Here is a 20,064-nt window from a genome sequence, read left to right as displayed (position 1 = left end):
TGACATTGGCCTGTTGTCAGTCGCCATCGTGCTGCTGATCGTCGTGTCGTTCTTGCGCTCGCAAACGCCGCAGACGCATCAATCCTTTCCGTCAACGTATGACAGCGGTGCATACGGATATGCGGCGCTCTACGAATTCTTGCAGCGGGAAAGGGTCGCGGTGCAGCGGTTCGAGCTGCCTTTGGGCGAGTTGCCGGCACGCTCCACGTTAGTCATCGCGGGCGACTATGTGCTGGACGAAGCGGCCCCGTCGGCCACCGCTCAGCGCACGCTCGCCGCATGGGTGCGTGGAGGCGGCACTTTAATTGTTTTAGGAAAGGTTTCATCGGCGGTCCGGCAAGGACTCGGCTTGCCCGCGTCCTCAGACAGAATGGCCGGCAGCGTTGTCGCGCGGACCGGCTGCGGCTTTCAGGGATCCGAACTCAACGTGCGCGGGGAGTTTACGCGTTCACTGCCGGCGGACTGCGGCAGCGCAAAGAGCGTGCTGTTGCGCAGCGGAAAGAATCCGGTTGCGGTGGCGCTGGATCGCGGCCGGGGCCGGGTAGTGGAGTTCACGACGCCGACGATCTTCGACAATCTGCGCCTGGCTCAGGGAGACAACGCACGTTTTGCTTACGACCTTTTTTCCGCGAAAACCGTAGCGTTCGACGAGCGCGTCTACGGCTACGCGCAAGGCCGCACGTTTTGGGAGGTGCTGCCGCAGCCGGTCCACATAGCGATCTTCGTCGCGCTCGGCGCGTTGCTGTTGGCAATCATAGGGGCGAACCTTCCGTTCGCGCCGCCCTATCGGATCGAAGCCCAGGACGAGCGCGATTCCTCCGATTACATCCTATCTCTCGCGCGCATGCTGCAGCGCGGCGGCGCGGCCCGTGAAGTCGTCGCGAAGATCTTCAAAGCCGCGTCGGCCCTGGCGCCCAGATCGTATCGCGGAGATGGGGCCGCCGCCGGGTTCGATGAATTGCAGCTCCTAAGCCAACGCCATGATCTCCGGGCGCACGACGTGTTGCGTGCGGGAACGCTATACGCGCAATTGCGAAAGGATTACGAATGAGTTCGAACGTCTCCGATCTTGCCGGGCGCATCCAAACCGGCATGGCTGAAATCATCGTCGGGGGAGAGCGTCTAACGTTCGCGCTGCTGGTCGCGCTGTTGGGACGCGGACACGCGCTGATCGAAGGCGTACCCGGTACAGGAAAAACGCTGGCGGTTCGAGCTCTGGCTGGGCTGCTCGGAGCGACCTACCGGCGTATTCAATTCACCCCGGATTTGATGCCGGCCGACGTCGTCGGCACCACCGTCTTCAATCCCAAAACGGCTGAGTTCAATATGCGCCCTGGCCCGATCGTGACGAACGTCCTGCTGGCCGACGAAATCAACCGCACGCCGCCAAAGACGCAATCCGCTCTGCTCGAAGCGATGGAGGAAGGGCGCATAACCATCGACGGCGTTCCGCTGCAGCTGCCGGAGCCGTTCTTCGTGTGCGCGACGCAGAATCCGATCGAATATGAAGGGACGTATCCGCTTCCGGAAGCGCAGCTCGACCGTTTTCTCGTGAAGGTGCGCGCCGACTATCCCTCAAGTGACGCAGAGCACGAGCTGCTCGCCCGCGTCGCCGCGGGTTTCGACGCGCGGAACATCGAGCCGGATAAGGTCAAGCCTGTCGCACGATCCGGGGAAATTGTGGACGCGCAAGCCGAGGTGCGGCGCGTTCACGTTGCCGCGTCCGTGCAGAATTACGTGTACGAGCTCGTTTCCACCACCCGGGCGCATCGTCGCCTGAGTTTGGGAGCCAGTCCGCGCGCCGGCGTCACATTGTTGACCGCCGCACAAGCGGCGGCCGCCATCGACGCGCGCGATTACGCAACGCCGGACGACGTCAAAGACGTTGCGCCATTCGTCCTTCCGCACCGTCTGATCGTCGCGCCGCAGGCCGAGATCGACGGCATCGCGGCCGCCGACGTGGCGCAGGAGATCGTTGAGTCCGTTCCAGTGCCGCGTGAAACAACCGAATAAGTCGCGCATCGCCGGCGGATGGTTCTCGCCGCGGGCCTATTGGATGCTGGCAATTCTCGTAGCGCTTCTGGGCGTGGCCGGATTCGCGCCCGGGTTTGCGTTCTTGGCGCAGACGTGGGCGGCAATCTTTGTGGCCGGACTGCTCGCAGATGCGCTGCTCGGCCCGCGCGGCGCACTGATCGCAATCGAACGCGAGCAGCCGGAACCGTTTTCTCTGCGCCGCAACGCGGCGCTGCGGTATCGCGTTACGAACCGTTCCCGGATTGCAATCCGCGCAACGCTGATCGAATCTCCCAGCACGCTGTTGCGCTACGGCGAAGACGAGGTGGCGCTGGCGGTGCCGGCGCGCAGCGAAGCGCTTGCCGAGCGCGCCGTTACGCCGGTCGCTCGCGGATCGTCGACGCTCACGGCGATCTACGCGGGAATCGAGAATCCGATCGGATTGTGGCGCCGCCGGCGCAGGGTTTCCCAAGCGCAGCCGGTCCGCGTGTACCCCGACCTTTCTGCAGTGGAGCGCTACGGCGCGTTGCACGTGCGCAACCGCTTGATCGAGGCGGGTTTGCGCCGGATGCGGCTGCGCGGCTCGGGTACCGAGCTGGAAAACTTGCGCGATTGGAGTCAAGGCGATCAGTTTCGATCGATCGACTGGAAAGCGACTGCGCGGCGCGGCAAATTGACGGTCGCCGATTACGAGGTCGAGCGCAGCCAAAACGTGATGATCGTCTTGGATGCCGGCCGCTTGATGACCGCGCGCGTGGATGAACAGCGCAAGTTCGACTACGCGATAACGGCCGCGCTGTCAGTCGCTTCCATCGCGTCCTTGGCCAACGATAAAGTCGGCGTCGTGGCTTTTGCGTCGGAGATCCTGCGCGCCAGCGCGCCCCGAAGCAGCCGGCGGTCGCTTGCACAATTGAGCGGCGAGCTCCACGATGTCGAGCCGCTGTTTGAAGAATCGGACTATGCGCAGGCGTTTGCCTACGTGCGAAGCCACGTGAACAAGCGCAGTCTGATCGTCTTTTTCACCGATATGGTCGATCCGGTCGCGCAGAGCACGGTGTTGGCGCAAATAGGAACGCTGGCCAAGCGGCATCTGGTGGTCTGCGTGTTCATGAACGATCGCGCTATCGATCGCGTGCTCGAATCGGAACCGCACTCGGCCAAGGACGTCTACGCGACGAGCGTGGCGCTCGAACTGCGCGACGAGCGCCGGGCGGCGGCGGCGATCTTGGAACGTTTAGGCGTGCAGGTGATCGACGTACCCGCGCGCGAGCTGACGACCGCGCTGATCGATCGCTATCTGCTGGTCAAACAGCGCGGGCTGCTTTAAGCCGGCAAAGCCGTGCGCTGCAGCGTGCGTTCCAGGCCGACGAGGCGCGTGCCCGAAGCGCGGTCGTGCAACTCGACGCGCCAAAAGCCGGGCCACAGAACGCTTAAGACAAACAGGGGCACGGCGATCAGATAGCGCCAAACCACCTGCAAGGGACGCGGCCGTTCAAAATGCATGTTCGTGACGCGAACGGATACGATCATCATCCCGAACGTTTGTCCGGCTATCGCCACGAGCACCATGTTGTAGAGCAGAAACATCGCGCCGGGCCCCGGATCGAAGTTGACATTCCAATGAATTCCCGGACTGTGCACGCCTGTGCTGGTTACGACTAAACTTGCGGTCGCCGAGACCAGTGCGTAGTCGATGGCGATCGCCGCCAGACGGCGCCCGAAGGAAGCGCAATCTTGTTTAGTCACGCGATCGGACCGGTGCTGGACGGGGACACTCTTGACGGGTTGTGCCAGCAGCCGCTCTTCCCAATAGTCGTACAGCGCCGTGTGATGAAAAACGCGCAGGCTCTCCATACGATTGGTCGCGTACGGGTTGGGAGAGAGCCATTCGCCCAGCCGCAGCACGGAGTCGTGCGCGATCTCCGCGCGCTGCTGCGCAAATGCAGCGAGATCGACCTTGCGTGCGAACAGGTGAAATTCGCACAAAGCGATCGCGCGATACGCAGCCTCGGTCGATCCGCAGCAGAGCAGCCCCACGCGATCCGCGGTGAACTCCGTCCGGCGTAGCCAGGCGCCAAAGATAAGCGATATGATCGCGTTCTCGCGGCCGTTGACGCTCAGAATCGACGTGAGACGCGTGTGGCCGGCGGCGATGTGGCCGAGCTCGCGACCGATCATAAAGGTGAGTTCGTCTTCTTTAAAATGATCGAGCCAGTGCGACGAGACGATCAGCGAGTATGGGTCGCCGAAACCGACGGCAACGACCGGCACGTGGATATCGTCGCGCACGAAGACCATCGGCATCGGCAACTGCAGGAGCGACGAGCAGCGCTCAACGACGGCAAAGAGTTCGGGGAAGTGGTGTTTGGTAATCATGACGCAACTGCCCAGGAGCGCGCCGCGCGCAATCGTGACGTAGACCATTGCGACGACGATCAGGACGCCAATCGAGGAAACCCCGATTATTTCGTGCCATACGGTGCCGACAAGCAGTGCGATCGCCGGTGCAAAAGCCAGGGTTATCGCTAAGGTCAGCCACTCAAAGCGGTAGCGTATCGAGGCCTTTCCGGCAAATAGCTCGTTCAGGTTACTTCTTGCGCCCCGCGAAGCCGAAATAGGCGATCAGTCCGAGCGCGGTCAACGCGCCGACACTAGCGCGGATTTCCATCGAAAATCGCAACGGCGAAAAAAAACCTTCGATCATGCCGGCTACGCATAGCATCCCGACGACGCCCCCAATCAGAATGCCCGCCCGGCGCCCATTTTCGGAGATCGCGTCGCGCCGGCGCAACCGCCCCGGATAGAACACGCCGGCCGCGATGAGCAGCCCGGCCCCGCCCGCGATTTGGATCGCGGTTAATTCTATGACGCCGTGCGGCGCTATCGTCGCCCAAAAGTCCGGACCGTACCCGGCGCGCGTGAACAGCGCCGCCAAGCCGCCGAGCATCAACCCGTTGAGCGAGATTTCCCAAATCGTGAAGATTCCCAGCGTCACGATACCGCCTGCAAAGACCATGATCGCGATCTGAACGTTGTGGGTGATGATGAAAGCGGAGACCTGGGCGGACGCGTCCGGCGTAAATGCGAAATTCGAGTTGTGCAAGCTCTTGGTGATATGGCCTGGCACCATGGCCTCCGGCAGCACTGTGTAGGCGTTGGCCGGATTACGGATGACGATCGCGTAGGCGACGGCGCTCCAAAGCACGGTGAGGGCGGCGCACGCCGCGCTGTACGGCCATGAACGGCGGAATTCCGCGGGAAAGGTCTGCGTGAAGAAGCGCGTAAAGCGCGCGCCTCCGGTTTCCACGGTGGCTCCATAGACACTGGCGTGCGCGCGAGCAGTGAGCCGGTTGAGATAATGCTGCAGCTGTGCATCGAAACCGTGCCCACGCGCGTAAGCAAGATCGGATGTGACCCAGCGGTAGAGCCTGCCGAGCTCGAACAACTCGGCGGCATCCAGCTGGCGCAGGCCCCGGCGGCCCACGCGAGCGAGCAGGAGCTCGAGTCTCTCCCACGCTCCGCCGCGCCGCTGCACGAAGGCTCTTTGCTGCACCTGGACTATTGCGGCGCCCGCGGTTGGTACCCCTCGACTCAGGACAAGCGCCGGTTGTATCGAAGCGGCTCTTCAATGGATCGGACTTTGCGCGTCAGGACGCCCGAAAGCATAGCCTTTTCATATGAGCTCGCGGGCTTGGGCAGCCGCTTCTTGGCGATGTCAATCGATCTGATCATCCAGATACTCCTGGCGATCGGAATTTTTTGGGGCCTCTTCTACGCGGCGCTGAACACGCCGATCGTCCGTCATGCGTCCGTTGTGGCCAAGACTGCGGAATCGGTGACATTGGCGATTGTCAGCTTTATCGTGTTTCTCATATTCTTCGGCTATTTTATTATCTTCGAAGCCTACTGGAACGGGCAGACTCCCGGCAAGAAGTTGCTGGCGTTGCGCGTTGTCCGTGACGGTGGTTATCCCGTGGATTTTGCCAGCGCGGCGGTCCGGAATCTGATTCGTGTGGGTGAGTTGATCTTTGGTTTCTATTTGACCAGTGCGGTTGCGGCGTTGCTTTCGCCCGAGAACAAACGGTTAGGCGATATGGCAGCCGGAACGATCGTGGTTCGCGATGCGCGATCCGCTGCGCTGGCACAAATTACCGGAGAAAGTCACGCGCAGGCGCCGCACTTTGCGATGCTCGACGACGACGAATCCGCGCTGATCGATCGCTTTGTGGCGCGCCGGGATGGAATGGCGCCGGGAAACCGCGCGGCGATGGCCGCGCAAATCGCAGCGCGGGTGCGGCCGCGCGTTTCGCGCGACCTTCAACAGTTAAGCGACGAAGAGTTGCTGACGCGCCTTAGCGCTTCGTAAACCGGGCGACGATGTCGCGCGCGAAGTCGAGCGCGTCTTTTTTCGTATTCTCGTAAATCGTGCTGGCTTGCCCGGCGCTCATGTGGCGGCCGTGTTCGTAGTAGAACGTGACGCCTTCGCCGACCACAATCGTACCGGCGTACGCGATTGCGCCCTTGATGGCAATGCCGGCAACGGGAATGAAACCGGAAAGTTCCCGTGCGAGCATGCGCCAGCCGAAGCCGCCGCCGACGACGGGAAGCAGTTGCCAAAGGCGTTGGACGTCCGGATCTTTTCCGTACGTGGCCTCGACGTGAAGCAGCAGCATCATTTGAATGCCGGTGATGGCGACCATGTCGCCCGCCGACGCAAATGCGCCCAAAACTAGGCCGAACACCGGAATGTGATCGACAACCGCGCTCGCAAGCGCGACTTTGAGCGCGTTGTTCGCCGCATCGCGCGTGAGCTTGGCGGCGACGGTCTCGCGCAAAACGGGAAGCCGGCGCCCGACGGCAATTTCGACGCCCTTGCAACGCTCGATCAGCTGTGGGAAAACGCGTCCGCGCAGCGCTTCCTTCGACAACGCCGTCACGGTGTATTCACCGTACGCGCCGGCGATCGGAGGCGACGCGGGCCCGCTCGGCTGCGCGTGCTCGTCAACGGTAATGGCAAAAACCGGGAGATTCAGCGCCAGCAATGCGCGGAAATCCGCGCCCGCGGCGTCGCCGCGTTTGCCGACGAAAAGCACGGCCACAGCTTCGCGCGTCATGGTGAGCTGCGCCAGGCCGGGAACGATCGTCTCCAAGCAGGCCGCCGCATCGGGCGGGACGGACTCGTCGTGACCCGAGAGCAGTAGGGTGCGCATGTCGGCGACCAGTCCGGGATCGCCGCAGAGATACATGCGGAACGGCTTGCGCGTGTGCGCGTGCACGCCCCGGACGTCGATGCCCTTGCGGACGAGTTTAAGAATCTCGCCTGTTGCGGTAGCCATCAAAGGCTACTACACGTCGCCGTTCGGATTTGTTACGCCGCCGCCGTCCGGATGAGCTTCCTTGACTGGATCGTCCGTGTAGTCCAGATAGATGAGGCCCATGAAGACCTCCAGCGCCAGCGCGTGCATCCCCCGGGCGTTGGCCACGTCGATGACGGAGCGGTGCGTGTCGTGCGACTCTTTGATGATGGCTTGCGGCGTCGTCCGGAAGTCGGCCGCCACGATGGTCGCAGCGGTCAGCTCGCCCGGCGTTACGTTGTCGTGCAGCATGCCGATGTAGTCGATGTCGTCGTTGTTGAAGCGCAGGTTGATCGCTTTTTGCAGCGTGTCGTAGCGCTGCGGAGAGGTGCCCACGCCGAGCATCGTTATGCGCGCCGAGAGCTGCCGCGATCGCGCCAGATTGTACAGCTGGCTCGCCTGCGAGGCGGAGATGGCCGCGGCTCCCAGCGACGCCGTTGCTTTTTGCATGTACGGCAGCAGCGATTGGTAGTCGAATTGGTCGATCTCGCCAAAGGCGTTGAGGTGAATCTGCTGCAAGCGTTTGAAGAACGCGTCGAGATCCGCCAAGCCGCTATCCAGTTGCATGGCCGCTGCCCGTCCGGCGTCGACCGATCGAATCATGTCGGCGTCGGCCGTGGAGAGCTCGGTGAGCGTGCGCGGATACGACGGGAAGAGCGCGATCGAATCCGACGGAATCGGCGCCATGTTCAGCGGCGCCTGCATCTCGTCCAGAATCTGCCAGTTTTCGCGCAGCAGTCCGTACGGCTTGTTCGTCTTCGCATCGATCGAGCCGACGTTGTCAATGGCCGCGGTTGCATCTTGGAATGCGCTGTTGACCGAACGGCTCATACCGTTGACGGTTTTGACGATCGCTTCGAGCCGCGAGCCCTTCTTGACGTCAATCGAACCGAAGTCGGGAACTTCATATTGGATGGCTTGCAGCCGGAGCTGCAGCGATTTCAATTGGCTATGGCCTTGATCGTGGCGCGCGCCGATTTGCGCTTGGGCTTGCTGCTGCACTTGCTGCGCTTGCGCAACTTGGGCGCGCAGGCTCTCCAGATCCGGGCGGGTGAGATCGACCCGGCGGGCTTGCATGGCGCGCAGCGCCGCAATCCGTTGTAACGCCGCAGCTTTGACTTGTGGCGAAGAACTCTGCGCGAGATCGCCCAGCGTCTGTTCGCTCTTGCTGGTCAAGCCGAGCGCGAGCTGGCTCTGTCCCAGGCCGAGCAGCGCCTGCTGATTGGAAGCGTCGGTCTTCAGAATAGAGTTGAGCTGGATGCTCGCGATGTTGTAACGCGATTCATCGAGGTCGTGAAGGGCGCGCACTAGTTTTTCCTGCGCGGTTACCTTGGTCGGATCCAATTCGGGATAGCCGACGAGATGCGCGATGCGCGCGTCGGAGCCGGGGTGGCTCTCGAAATACTTGGTGACGAGATCGTTGTGGTCGCCGTTGAGGGCGCCCAAATGCTTCTGCATCGAGACCATCGCGTCGGGATCGTAGCCCGCACGCGACATGAGCAAGAGTCCGTACTCGTCGGCCTGCAGCTCGTCGACACGGGACATCTTCGCCAGCGCACCGGCCTGCAAGATGTTGCCGAAGTTATAGATGAAGGGCGAGAACAGCGACGCGATCCCGAACAGAATGCTCAGAATCTGCGATTTGGACTGCATCGTCACCGTGTGCCGCCGCTCGATGTGGCCGGTTTCGTGTCCGATCACCGCGGCGAGCTCGTCGTCGGACTGGACGAAGTCGAGCAGTCCGGTATTTACGTAGACATAGCCGCCCAGGGTCGAAAATGCGTTGATGTCGTTGTCGTTGAGAATCTTGATGTTGTACGGAACGTCTTTGCGCGCCGTCTGGGCCCAGAGTTTGCTCGACACTGCTTGGACCCACGCATTGAGCAATGGATCGGTCTCGACCGAGCTCGTTTCGACGATCTGCTGATCGTATTGACGCCCGATGGCGACTTCATTGGCAGTGGAAAGCGCCAGCGAGGGTGCCGGGCATATGGCACTCAGCAATGCCAAAATGAGCGTGAGAGGAACGATTCGGCGAAACAACATGACGGCTTATACCTTTACCCGCCCAAGGCGGGCCGGAACAGTGACAGTGCGCACTCCCAGAACGCAGGCGCTGGTTCCTTTGTTACGCCCAATATCTGTGGACGGACTGTGTATAACCGGAACTTGTTGTGGGGCTTCTGTGGAGGCCGCAGGGCGGTTGCTCGCGCGTCCGAACCGCCTGCGGTGATGGCGGTGTTGCGCGGTAAAGGGCTGGGCTTGGAGATCGCTTTAGGAGAGCGTGATTTCGAGGAAGCTCTGGCCGAATTGGAGAGCAAGCTCGGCGAGCGGCCTGGATTTTACTCCGGGGCGCAAGCGACCGCTGCGCTGGGGCGCGCGAGCCCTTCGGATGACCAGCTCGCGCGGCTGCGCACGCTTTTAGGCGGCCATGGGGTCGTTCTCGAGGCGTTGAGCGGCGAGGCGCACGTCGGAGCCCTGGCCGTAGCGCAAGGCCTGCGCTACGTCGCGGACCTCGACGGCGGTGAGGAGCTTGCACGGCGGCGCGCGCTGCGTCCGAAGAGGGAGCTGCAGCTTTCGGACGCGGCGCGGTCGCTGGTGGCCGACTTTGCGGGGGCCCGCGCCGACATCGCCGTGCGCCGCAGCCGCGGCGAGAGCAGCGTGCGCAGGCTCGTTCCCGAGCCGCCGCCCGTTGTGGCGGTTCCCGAAGCCGAACCGGTCGCGCCGGCCACGCTGTACCACGTGGGCACCTTACGCGGCGGGCAAGCGCTTCATAACGTCGGCAACATCGTGGTGATTGGCGACGTGAATCCGGGCGCCGAGTTGATCGCCGGCGGCGATATCGCCGTTTTCGGATCGTTGCGCGGCGTCGCGCACGCCGGAGCGCAAGGTGATGCGGGAGCGCGCGTCTACGCGGTGGATTTGGCGCCGACGCAACTGCGGATCGCGACGCTGATCGCGGCCGAAGCCGGCGCGCGCGAGGCCGGCAAACAGCCCGAAGCGGCTTGCGTGCAGAATGATCGAATCATGATCGTGCCGCTCGATCGCGTCGGCATCGTGCAAAAGAAAACCAAGGAGAAGGTGGAGTGAAAGCTCGCAAGATCGTCCTCACCTCGGGAAAAGGCGGCGTCGGCAAGACGACCGCCACCGTCAACATCGGCGCGGCGCTGGCCAAACGCGGCCATCGCGTGATCCTGGTCGACACCGACATCGGTTTGCGCAATCTGGATCTGGTCTTGGGTTTGGAGAAACGCATCGTTTTCGATCTGGTCGAAGTGATCGAGGGCCGCTGCCAAGTGCGCCAAGCACTGATCAAAGACAAGCGCTTTGAATCGCTGGCGATTCTCCCGGCCGCGCAGACGCGCAATAAAGATGCGATCACCGAGGACCAAATGGCCCGACTGATCGACGAACTCGCGGACATGGCCGACTATGTGCTGATCGACTGCCCGGCCGGCATCGAAGGCGGTTTCCGCAATGCCATCGCGGGAGCCGACGAAGCCATCGTCGTGACGACGCCGGAGGTGAGTGCGATTCGCGACGCGGACCGCGTCATCGGCAAGCTGGCCGAAAAGAATATTCCGATGCGGCTGATTCTCAATCGCATCCGGCCGGAGATGGTGCGTACCGGCGACATGCTTTCGATCGACGACGTCTGCGAGATTCTCTCGATCGAATTGCTCGGCATCATTCCCGACGACGAAGAGATCATCGACACGACCAACCGCGGCGAGCCGCTGGTGCTGGGCGAAGGCTACCGCCTGCGCGGCATCTATGAAAAGATCGTGCGCCGCCTGGAAGGCGATCTCATACCCTTTACCAACCTCGAGACGCCCGGTTTCTTCGGCCGTCTCTTCGGCACACTGAAAGCAGGCTGATGGTGTTTCCGCTCCGCGAACCCTACGATGTCGCTGCTCAGCCCACGATCTCGGCCGCACCGGTGAAGCTCGGGCGCGCGATCGTCGTCACGTCGGGCAAAGGCGGCGTCGGCAAAACGACGACTACCGCCAATCTGGGGACGGCGTTGGCCAAGCGCGGCGTCAGCGTTGCGCTGGTCGATGCGGACGTCGGTCTACGGAATCTCGACATCCTGCTCGGCCTCGAGAGCCGCGTGCGCTATCACTTGCTCGACGTGCTCGAAGAAAAAGCCGAACTCGACGACGCGCTCGTGCGCGACAAGCACACGCCGAATCTCTATTTGCTGGCCGCCGCGCAAGCGCGCGAAAAAGACGAAGTGGATACGGAGTCGATGCGCGACCTCATCGAAGAGCTGCGCGAACGCTTCGACTACGTGCTGATCGATTGTCCGGCCGGCATCGAGATGGGATTCAAGAATGCAGTCGTTGGCGCGCAGGAAGCGATCGTTGTCTGCACGCCTGAGGTTTCGGCAGTGCGCGACGTCGATCGTGTTGTAGGCCTGCTCGGCAACGCATTCCAGCCGAAGCTGATTATCAACCGCGTGCGTCCGCAACTGGTGCGCAAAGGCAAGATGCTTTCAGTCGAAGACGTCAACTCGATTCTGCGGCTGCCGCTGCTCGGCGTGATCGCGGATGATCCCGATGTGATCGTTTCGACAAACAAGGGCGACCCGATCGCGCTGCGCACCGATTCGCAAGTCGGCAACGCCTATCACTCGATCGCCGCGCGCGTCGCGGGCGAAGACGTGCCCGCGCCGATGGTCGAGTACAAGGAAACCTTCATGGACAAACTTGGATCATTTCTGGGAGGCCGCCGATGACGTTCACCGAGGTAATGAACCGCCTCAACCGCTTCTTCGGCCGCGAGAACTCCGGCGCGACCGCCAAGGAGCGCTTGCGCCTGGTGCTGATGTCGGATCACCTTTCGCTGGCGCCCGACATGATCGAGCAGATGAAGCACGACCTCGTTGCGGTGGTTTCGCGGTACATGGAAGTCGATCGCGACAAAATCGACGTGCGTTTCGAACATCAGGATCGCGTCTTTGCGATGCTGGCGAACGTGCCGATCATTTCCGTGAACCGGACGCCGTCGCCGCCCACGAGCCGTCCGCGCCGCCGCCGCCGTCGCAAATCAGCAGCTCAACAAGACTTGCAGCCGGCGCAATCGACGATTAATCCGGCGCCGGCGACGTAGCGATTTGATAACAGAAGGCCGCTCCATTGGAGCGGCCGTCCTGTGACACGGGGCCTCGGACGTGACGCCAGCGTATCATTTCTTGACCAAGCAACGCAACGTTGTTGGCCGGTGGACCGCGCGGGAGTCGACGCCATCGAAGCGGCCCACCGCAGGACAATCACGCCGGAAGCGGTTTTTGACAAGCACCTCGGCAGTTAGTGCGCAAAGATTTCGTGGCGGCGCCGATAACTAAGTCGCGAGATGGCCACCTTAACCCTTAGCCTCCAAGCAAAGCGCTACTTAAGCCATGTAAACTGGTTCTTGGTTGCCGGCTCGATTGCAATCACGATTTTCGGTATCGTGATCATTCAGTCGGCCGGGCTGCACACGGATCCGGGCGAGTGGCGCAAACAGATTCTCTACGCGATCTTGGGCGTAGGCGTGATGGCTGCCTTTTCGCGCATCGACTATCGCGATCTCTCGAAGTTTGCGCCGGCCCTTTACGTCATCATCGTGCTTCTGCTGGCGTTCATTTTGCGCGGCGGCCATTCGTCGCACGGCGCACAGCGCTGGATCAGCCTCGGGCCCCTCGGCACGTTTCAGCCGTCCGAGCCGGCCAAGCTGATTCTCGCGATCTCGATTGCTTGGGTGTTGTGCAAGGGCGAGTATACGAAGATCACCGAGCTGTGGAAACCGCTCGTCATGGTTGCCATCCCGGCGCTGCTGGTAGCCAAACAGCCGGACCTCGGAACGGCACTCGTTTTTCTGGCCATCATGAGCGCGCAGTTGTTCTTCGGATTGCCAAAGTGGCAGCACTTCGCGGCGTACGCATTGGCCGGTGCTGCAGCCGCGGCTTTCGCCATCGGAACCAAATACGTGCTCAAACCATTCCAAAAAGCGCGCTTGCTGATCTTTTTGAATCCAAAGGCCGATCCGCAGGGCGCCGGTTACAACCTCAACCAATCGAAGATTGCGGTCGGGAGCGGCGGCTGGTTCGGGCGCGGCTTGCATCACGGTACGCAGACGCAGCTGAACTTCGTGCCGGAACACTCCACCGATTTTATCTTCACGGTCGTCGGCGAGGAGTTGGGCTTCGTCGGCACGGTGCTGCTGTTGGCGTGCTACGGCGTGCTGCTGTTCGGCGGTTTCATCGCAATGGTGAGCGCGCGCGATCGGTTCGGTTTTCTGCTAGCCAGCGGCATCGTTGCGATGTTCGCGTTTCACATCGTCGTGAACATCGGCATGACGATCGGCATCATGCCGATCACCGGCATCCCGTTGCCCTTCCTGTCCTACGGCGGTTCGGCCATCCTGACGGACTTCGCGGCCGTCGGCGTGCTGCTGAATATTTACGCGCAAAAAGACCGCGGGGTTTTGGGTAACGCATAGCGCCTTCTGGGAACAAAAGAGGGCATGGCGCAACCAAATGGCCGGAATGCGGCGTCATGGGAGGTGAGCAGCCGCAATCGGCGCTCTGAAGGTCCGCTCCCACGACTGCGGGAACGAGGCCGAAACCGGCAGCCGGCCCTTGCTCAGTAGGGACGCGCCGGACACTAAGATTTTTTAGAACCGCTGGAAGACGATCGCAGGAGCTGAAAAGCCGGATGCTGGTCGTCCTCGCGGAGGAGTGAATTTGTCAACCGAGATCCTCATATCGAGCGATCCCTGGGAAAACCGGGTCGCAATCCTCGAGGACAAGGTCCTCGCCGAACTCTACATCGAGCGTGAAGAAAAAGTTATCGGCTCGATCTACAAAGGAAAAGTTCAAAACGTTCTGCCCGGAATGGGCGCAAGTTTCGTCGACATCGGATTGGGACGCAATGCGTTTCTTTACGTTGACGACATCAACAAAACGCCGCTGAATATCGGCGACGTCGAAATCACGCAAGGACGCAGCGGCTGGACGATTAGCGAAAAGGTTAATCGCGGCGACGACGTTCTCGTGCAAATCGTGAAAGAGCCGCGCGGGCTCAAAGGCGCGCGCATCAGCACGAACATCTCACTGCCCGGCCGCTATCTCATCCTGATGCCGACCGGCAAGTACAGCGGCGTCTCGCGCAAGATCGGCACCGCCGAAGAGCGCAACCGCCTCAAAGCCGTCATGAAACGCATTCGCCCCGAAGGCATGGCGACAGTCGTGCGCACAGCCGCGGCCGGCGTGAGCGAGGCGGAGTTAATTGCCGACCTCGGCGTGCTGATCCGCATGTGGCACGGCATCCTCGAGATGTACAAGCGCGCCGCTGCTCCCGCACTGCTGCACAAAGACATGAACCTCGTCTACAAAGCCGCGCGTGATTTCATCAGCGCGGACGTGGACAAGGTGTTGATTGACAACGAGGAAGAGTACCGCAAGGTCCAGAGCTTCCTGCAGTTACTCGGCCCGCAGTACCTCGATCGCGTTTCCTACTATTCCGGCGGCTCGGCGCTCTTTACCGATTATAAAATCGACGAAGAGCTGCAGCGCCTGATGAAACCGAAGATCAACCTGCCCTCGGGCGGTTCGATCGTTATCGAAACCACCGAAGCGCTGACCGTTATCGACGTGAACTCGGGCAAGTTCACCGGCGGAAAGAACCTCGAAGACACCATCGTTAAAACGAACATCGAAGCCGCGGCCGAAATCGCCCGCCAAGTGCGCCTGCGCGACATCGGCGGCATGATCGTCTGCGACTTCATCGACATGGGCTCCGAAGGCGCGCGCAACAAAGTGATCGCCGTCCTGGAGGAAGGTCTGCGCCGCGACCGCACGCGCGCGACTATCCAGTCGTTCAGCAACCTGGGACTCTTGGAGTTCACGCGCAAACGCGTCGGCAAGGATCTGTCATCGCAGCTGCGCGGTGCGTGCCCGGATTGTAACGGCCTGGGGACGGTTATGTCCGCGCAGTCGGTCGCCATCGACACGCTGCGCAAGATCCGCACGCAGCACTTGATCAACGGCAACAAGCAGCTGCTGATCGAAACCTCGCCAACCGTTGCGGCACAGCTCGAATTCTGGTACGAGGAAGAAGCTCGAACACTTGCCGAGCAAGTGGGCGCGACGATTCACGTGCGCGTCGATCCGCTGCTGCATCCTGAAGACGTGCGCGTTCGCAGCGTGCAAGAGGTTCCGCCGGACGGCGCCGTGCGCGTCGGCGACGAACGCGAAGTCGATCTGTTGCCCGGCCGCCTGCCGAACCCGACGTCCGCGGCGACCGTGCTCGGCACGCGCATCGTTGAAGTCGAGAACGGCGCGAACATGGCCGGCCAAACCGCGCGGATCAAAGTCATCGACGTCGAGGACGATAAAGCGTTGGCCGAACTGGCCGCCGCCGTTCCCGGCGAAAAGAAAAAGCGCCGCCGGCGTCGCGGCGGCAAAGCGCTCACGTCCGCCGAGCAAGCCGAGCAGTTGCGCGAACTCGCGGAAGAAGCTGCCAAGCAATCTTCGGCGCGTCCGCCGATCGGCATTACGACGATCACCGAAGAAGAGGAACGCGAAGACAAAGCGATCGTCGCCGAAGCGAAAGCCGAGCGCGCGCCCGAGGCGATTCTTATCGGCGAAGCTGAAGTGCACGAACCGGGCGGAGGCCGCCGCCGGCGTCGTCGTCGGCGCGGAGGCCGCGGCCGCGGAGGCGCGGGACTCGCCAGAGAGGCCGCGCAGGTCGGCATTCCGCCGACAAGCGCCGTCGCGCAAGTCGAGATTCAGACAACGCCGCCGCCGCAGCAACTGCCTGCCGGCGAAGGCGATCAAACGCATCGCCGCCGCCGTCGTCGCCGTCGTGGCGGCCGGGGCCGCGGAGGTCACGGACAGGTGCAAGGCCAGGGCGCTCCGTTCCCCAATGCGCCCGCACCGCCGCCTCCCGTGCCGGAACGCCACATCTTCCGCGTCGCGCGCGATGGACGCGCCGAGCCGACCGGTCAAACTGCTGCGCCGCAGCCGATCCGTGCAATTGCTCCGTGGAATCGCAAACTGCAGCCGCCCGCGGTCGAACCGCCGCCGCCCGTGTTGCACGCGCCCGAAGAAGTCGTTCAGCCGACGAAACCGGCTCGCCGCCGCCGTACCGCAAAAACCGCGGTCGCAGCGCTAAACGCGGCCCCGGCTGAAGAAAAACCAAAACGCACGCGAACGCGTAAGACGACGGCCGTGAAGAGCACGGCGCGCAAAAAGAAATCGCCGTAACGCACGTCTTCGTCGATTACGACGGGACGGTGACCGACGTCGATACGTTCGATGTACTCGTCGAGCGCTTTGCGGGTCCGGATGATTGGGCGCGTTTGGAAGCGCACTTGCAGGGCGGCTCGATGTCGCTTCGCGACGTGTTGGCCGCGCAAGCGAGCTTCGTGCGCGGATCCATTGACGAAGCCGATCTCTTTCTTGCCAAGTCAACCCGGATCGATCCGGCATTCCAACCCTTCGCCGAACGCTGCAAACGTGCCGGCATCAAGCTCACGATCGTCAGTTCCGGAATAGCGCCGCTGATCGAACGCGCGCTGGCGCGTGGCGGCATCGATGTACCGGTGTTGGCGAACGAGGTCACGGCCTCAGCGGACGGTTGGGTAATGCATTTTCGCGACGATTCCGAAAACGGTCACGACAAAGCTGCAGCCGTACGCGCGGCCGCGGCCGGCGGAACTGTCGCGTATGTCGGCGACGGATACTCGGATTACGACGGCGCGCTCGAAGCGCAGGTACGCTTCGCCAAGCGCGGGCGCAGCCTCGAGCGCTTTCTGCGCGCGCGGCACGTGCCGTTCACGCCGTTCACCTCATTCGCAGAGGTGGAGAAAGCGCTGTTTTCTTAGTCCGAGCTGTGCGCGATCTTGTCGTTCAAGAATTGGACGGCGCGGCCCAGCTGCGCATCGCGTGCCGGATCGCCGAACTTGAAGCCGGTGCCCGTGTTTTGGATGACCGCGATGTCGGGCGTAATCCCGATGAGATTGATGTCGCGGTTGTGCGGCGTCAGGTAGCGTGCGTCCGTGATCTTGATGGCGGAGCCGTCCGGCAGCCGCACGATCTCTTGCACGACGCCCTTGCCGTAGGTCTTGGTCCCGATGACCGTTCCGACGCCGCTGTCTTGGATCGCAGCTGTCGTGATCTCCGAGGCCGAGGCGGTGTGATTGTTCACCAGCACGGCAAGCGGAATCGGCGGAATTGCGGTGTCTTCAGCTTCGTACGTCGTCACGTTTGAAGCGCGCGACTCGACCGAAACGATCGGCCCGCTCGCGATGAACTTCGAGCTGACGTCGATGGCCGCGTCCAGATAGCCGCCACCGTTATCGCGCAAGTCGAGCACGAGCGCGCGTGCGCCCTCTTTCTGCAGACGATCCAGCGCCTGCTGGAGCTCGGCGCCCGTGTTGCTTCCGAAGACGGTGAGTTCGACGTACCCGATTTTGCCGGGCAGCATTTTTTCATAGACGGAGAGTTCGTGAATTTGCTGGCGTACGATCGTAACCGGCGCCGGCAGCGGTTGCCCGCCGCGCACGATCGTCAGTTTTACGGGCGTTGCGAGCTGACCGCGCAGGTGCGATGAAGCCTTCGGCAGCGTCATGTTCTTGGTGGAAAGGCCGTCGATCGCCGTAATCACGTCGCCTTCCTGAACGCCGGCTTTGTCGGCCGGACCGTCGGGAACGACGTTGCTGACGTCGATGTACTTCGTCGCGTCGTCGACTTCGATGACGATGCCCGTGCCGGCGAACGAGCCGCCGTCCAAGCCCTGATTGAGGTCGGCGTATTCTTTCGGCGTAAGGAAGACCGTGTACTTATCGTGCACCGAGTTCAGCATGCCGGCGATGGCCGCGTACGCGAACTGATGCGAGGACACTTTACCGTGCGCCAGCCGCGTCGCGATGTCAACCTCGTGGGTCACTGCCCGCGCGGTGCGCGCCGAGGTGTCCGCGGCGAAAATCGGCGGAAGACTGGTCGTCATGCTTGTAACGCAGGCGCGCTTGGCGTTATCGGTTTTGGCGCCGGCGAAGCAGAGCTGTCTGCCGATCTCCAAACGTGCGCCGTTCACGATCGCCTGCGGATCGGTCTTCTTATAGAAGTCCGCCCGCAATTTTTCATAGCTGAACTGGATTTGGCTGGCGTCCAGCGGAGCGATCTGTTGGGGGGCTGCCGCCGTAAGAAAGGCGACTACGCTGACCAGGGCGATAAGACGGTTCATATACTCTCTAACGCGTAAAGCGGTCCAGATATGCCTTTGCGGCTTGTAATTGTTTGTCGGCGGGCGTGTCCACGAGCCTGAAGTCGAGTTTTTGCGTGACGGTCTGGTCGGGGACGATTCCCTTGTGCTGGATGTCGCGTCCCGCCGGAGTAAGGTAGCGCTGGGTCGTGATCTTGAGCGCTCCCCCGTTGGGCATCGTATAGATACCCTGAACCACGCCTTTTCCGTACGTCTTCGTTCCGATGAGCGTGGCGAGTTTGTAGTCTTGCAGCGCGCCGGCGGTGATCTCGGATGAACTGGCCGTGAAGCCGTTCACCAAAACGACGAGCGGCCGCACCCCGTCGATGTACGAACCGTTGGCGGTCTTCGTATCCCGGTCGCCCGCGCGATCGATCTCCGTAACGATGGTGCCGTGCGGAACAAAGAGGCTGGAGATGTCCACCGCCGCATCGAGCAGGCCGCCGCCGTTGAAGCGCAAGTCGAGAATGTAACCCTTCGCTCCCTTGGCTTTTCCGGCGACCAGCGCTTTCCGAATCTCGGCTGCCGACGTCTGGCCGAAATCGCTCAGGCGAATGTAGTCGTAGTTGCCTTCCATCTTGGCATTGACGGTCGGCACGTGAATGATCTCGCGCGTGATACTGAACGTGTGGGCCACGGTTCCTTTATAAGGATGAGTCTTGAGCAGCACCTGAGTGCCCTCGTCACCGCGAATCATCTTCTCGACTCGCTCGATGGGGAAGCCGCGAATCTGGTGCCCGTCGATGGTCTCCACGATCTCGCCGCCGCGCATGCCCGCGCGAGCCGCCGGCAAGTCCGGGATCGGCTGCAGCAGCACGCCGCCGTTCTTCAACTGATAGATGAAGACACCGATGCCGCCGAAATCGCCGCCGTTCAGCGTTTCGTTCAACGCGCCAATCGCCTGGGGCGTAAGGTACTCGGTATACGGATCGAGCGGCTTCAGCATGCCGGCCAGCGCAGCTTGCGTAAGATCGGACGCAGCCACTCCAAGCGGCGCATAATGCGTCTGCGCGTATGCGAGCTGGCTCTCGAGGGCGGCTACGGCTTGGCTTTCACCGCCGCCCGCAGTCGCTTGCGGAAGCGCGGCGCGAATATTTTTCTTTTTCAACGCATCATTTAAATAGGCGAGCAGAGCCGTGCGTTCGCCTTTCACCAAGATCTGCGGATTGACGTCCCTGTAATATGCGCGATCAACCAGGTGATAGATCGTTTGAATCAACTCGTCGTCGGCCGCGCTGCGGTTGCCGAAATTATACGTGAGCGAAGCGACTTGCTGCGCGAGCGACGGCGCACCGGTGTCGCTCGCTGCTCCGAATCCGCCGTGCGCGCCGAAATACAGCGCGCCCGCGAAGAACGCGGCCGTGATGGCAAGCACGACGATGAAAGCGCGAATCGGGGCCGGCATACTGGTTTAGTACCCACATCCTCAGAACCGGGTTTCGGTTCCT

Annotated in this window: 17 protein-coding genes; 11 read left to right on the top strand and 6 right to left on the bottom strand. The window is 62.1% G+C overall.

The window, feature by feature from the left end:
* The first annotated feature begins 13 nt into the window (after nucleotides 1–13).
* From VFO29_11025 to VFO29_11015, 3 genes are read left to right on the top strand one after another with little or no spacing between them, the layout of a single operon-like run.
* Nucleotides 14–1,051 (top strand): DUF4350 domain-containing protein, encoded by a 1,038-nt coding sequence (locus tag VFO29_11025; protein ID HET9394035.1) that lies wholly within the window; start codon nucleotides 14–16, stop codon nucleotides 1,049–1,051.
* Nucleotides 1,048–2,013, top strand: coding sequence for a MoxR family ATPase (locus VFO29_11020; GenBank protein HET9394034.1), 966 nt, complete (start codon nucleotides 1,048–1,050; stop codon nucleotides 2,011–2,013). Before VFO29_11025 ends, VFO29_11020 begins: the two co-directional genes overlap by 4 nt.
* Complete coding sequence (locus tag VFO29_11015; protein ID HET9394033.1) at nucleotides 1,997–3,340, top strand: DUF58 domain-containing protein; 1,344 nt, start codon at nucleotides 1,997–1,999, stop codon at nucleotides 3,338–3,340. Before VFO29_11020 ends, VFO29_11015 begins: the two co-directional genes overlap by 17 nt.
* Here the strand turns inward: VFO29_11015 and VFO29_11010 are convergent.
* Entirely contained in the window at nucleotides 3,337–4,437 is a 1,101-nt protein-coding gene (locus VFO29_11010) for an RDD family protein (protein HET9394032.1), read from the bottom strand. The genes VFO29_11015 and VFO29_11010 overlap by 4 nt on opposite strands.
* A gap of 163 nt (nucleotides 4,438–4,600) precedes the next feature.
* A complete protein-coding gene (locus tag VFO29_11005; GenBank protein HET9394031.1) occupies nucleotides 4,601–5,566 on the bottom strand; it encodes a stage II sporulation protein M in 966 nt (321 codons plus the stop codon).
* Nucleotides 5,567–5,641: 75 nt separating this feature from the next.
* Here VFO29_11005 and VFO29_11000 point away from each other — a divergent pair, with 75 nt between their 5' ends.
* Nucleotides 5,642–6,379, top strand: coding sequence for an RDD family protein (locus tag VFO29_11000; protein HET9394030.1), 738 nt, complete (start codon nucleotides 5,642–5,644; stop codon nucleotides 6,377–6,379).
* On the opposite strand, the gene VFO29_10995 is transcribed toward VFO29_11000, so the two are convergent.
* Both VFO29_10995 and VFO29_10990 read right to left on the bottom strand, forming a co-directional pair.
* Entirely contained in the window at nucleotides 6,366–7,349 is a 984-nt protein-coding gene (locus VFO29_10995) for a hypothetical protein (GenBank protein ID HET9394029.1), read from the bottom strand. The two genes, VFO29_11000 and VFO29_10995, sit on opposite strands and share 14 nt — an antisense overlap.
* Nucleotides 7,350–7,358: 9 nt before the next feature.
* Nucleotides 7,359–9,413: a M48 family metalloprotease gene (locus VFO29_10990; GenBank protein ID HET9394028.1), complete on the bottom strand. Its 2,055-nt coding sequence runs from the start codon at nucleotides 9,411–9,413 to the stop codon at nucleotides 7,359–7,361.
* Nucleotides 9,414–9,599: 186 nt separating this feature from the next.
* Between VFO29_10990 and minC the strand changes: the two genes are divergently transcribed.
* From minC to VFO29_10955, 7 genes are all read left to right on the top strand, one after another.
* Nucleotides 9,600–10,457, top strand: coding sequence for a septum site-determining protein MinC (minC, locus tag VFO29_10985; protein ID HET9394027.1), 858 nt, complete (start codon nucleotides 9,600–9,602; stop codon nucleotides 10,455–10,457).
* Nucleotides 10,454–11,245 (top strand): septum site-determining protein MinD, encoded by a 792-nt coding sequence (minD, locus tag VFO29_10980; protein HET9394026.1) that lies wholly within the window; start codon nucleotides 10,454–10,456, stop codon nucleotides 11,243–11,245. The genes minC and minD (VFO29_10980) overlap by 4 nt, the downstream gene beginning before the upstream one ends.
* Nucleotides 11,245–12,105, top strand: coding sequence for a septum site-determining protein MinD (gene minD, locus VFO29_10975; protein ID HET9394025.1), 861 nt, complete (start codon nucleotides 11,245–11,247; stop codon nucleotides 12,103–12,105). Before minD (VFO29_10980) ends, minD (VFO29_10975) begins: the two co-directional genes overlap by 1 nt.
* A complete protein-coding gene (gene minE, locus VFO29_10970) occupies nucleotides 12,102–12,479 on the top strand; it encodes a cell division topological specificity factor MinE (protein ID HET9394024.1) in 378 nt (125 codons plus the stop codon). The genes minD (VFO29_10975) and minE overlap by 4 nt, the downstream gene beginning before the upstream one ends.
* Before the next feature lie 243 nt (nucleotides 12,480–12,722).
* Nucleotides 12,723–13,850, top strand: a complete 1,128-nt coding sequence (gene rodA, locus VFO29_10965; protein ID HET9394023.1) for a rod shape-determining protein RodA — start codon at nucleotides 12,723–12,725, stop codon at nucleotides 13,848–13,850.
* A 244-nt stretch (nucleotides 13,851–14,094) separates the two neighbouring features.
* A complete protein-coding gene (locus tag VFO29_10960) occupies nucleotides 14,095–16,617 on the top strand; it encodes an Rne/Rng family ribonuclease (protein ID HET9394022.1) in 2,523 nt (840 codons plus the stop codon).
* Nucleotides 16,608–17,237, top strand: a complete 630-nt coding sequence (locus VFO29_10955; protein HET9394021.1) for an HAD-IB family phosphatase — start codon at nucleotides 16,608–16,610, stop codon at nucleotides 17,235–17,237. The genes VFO29_10960 and VFO29_10955 overlap by 10 nt, the downstream gene beginning before the upstream one ends.
* Here the strand turns inward: VFO29_10955 and VFO29_10950 are convergent.
* Entirely contained in the window at nucleotides 17,234–18,598 is a 1,365-nt protein-coding gene (locus VFO29_10950; GenBank protein HET9394020.1) for a S41 family peptidase, read from the bottom strand. The two genes, VFO29_10955 and VFO29_10950, sit on opposite strands and share 4 nt — an antisense overlap.
* A gap of 7 nt (nucleotides 18,599–18,605) precedes the next feature.
* Entirely contained in the window at nucleotides 18,606–20,021 is a 1,416-nt protein-coding gene (locus tag VFO29_10945; GenBank protein HET9394019.1) for a S41 family peptidase, read from the bottom strand.
* Between the last annotated feature and the right edge of the window lie 43 nt (nucleotides 20,022–20,064).

Origin of the sequence: Candidatus Rubrimentiphilum sp., from assembly GCA_035710515.1 — a bacterium.
In the GTDB taxonomy this organism is placed as follows: domain Bacteria; phylum Vulcanimicrobiota; class Vulcanimicrobiia; order Vulcanimicrobiales; family Vulcanimicrobiaceae; genus Rubrimentiphilum.
Note: the sequence above shows the minus strand (reverse complement) of the source record. Positions and strands in the feature narration are given on the sequence as shown.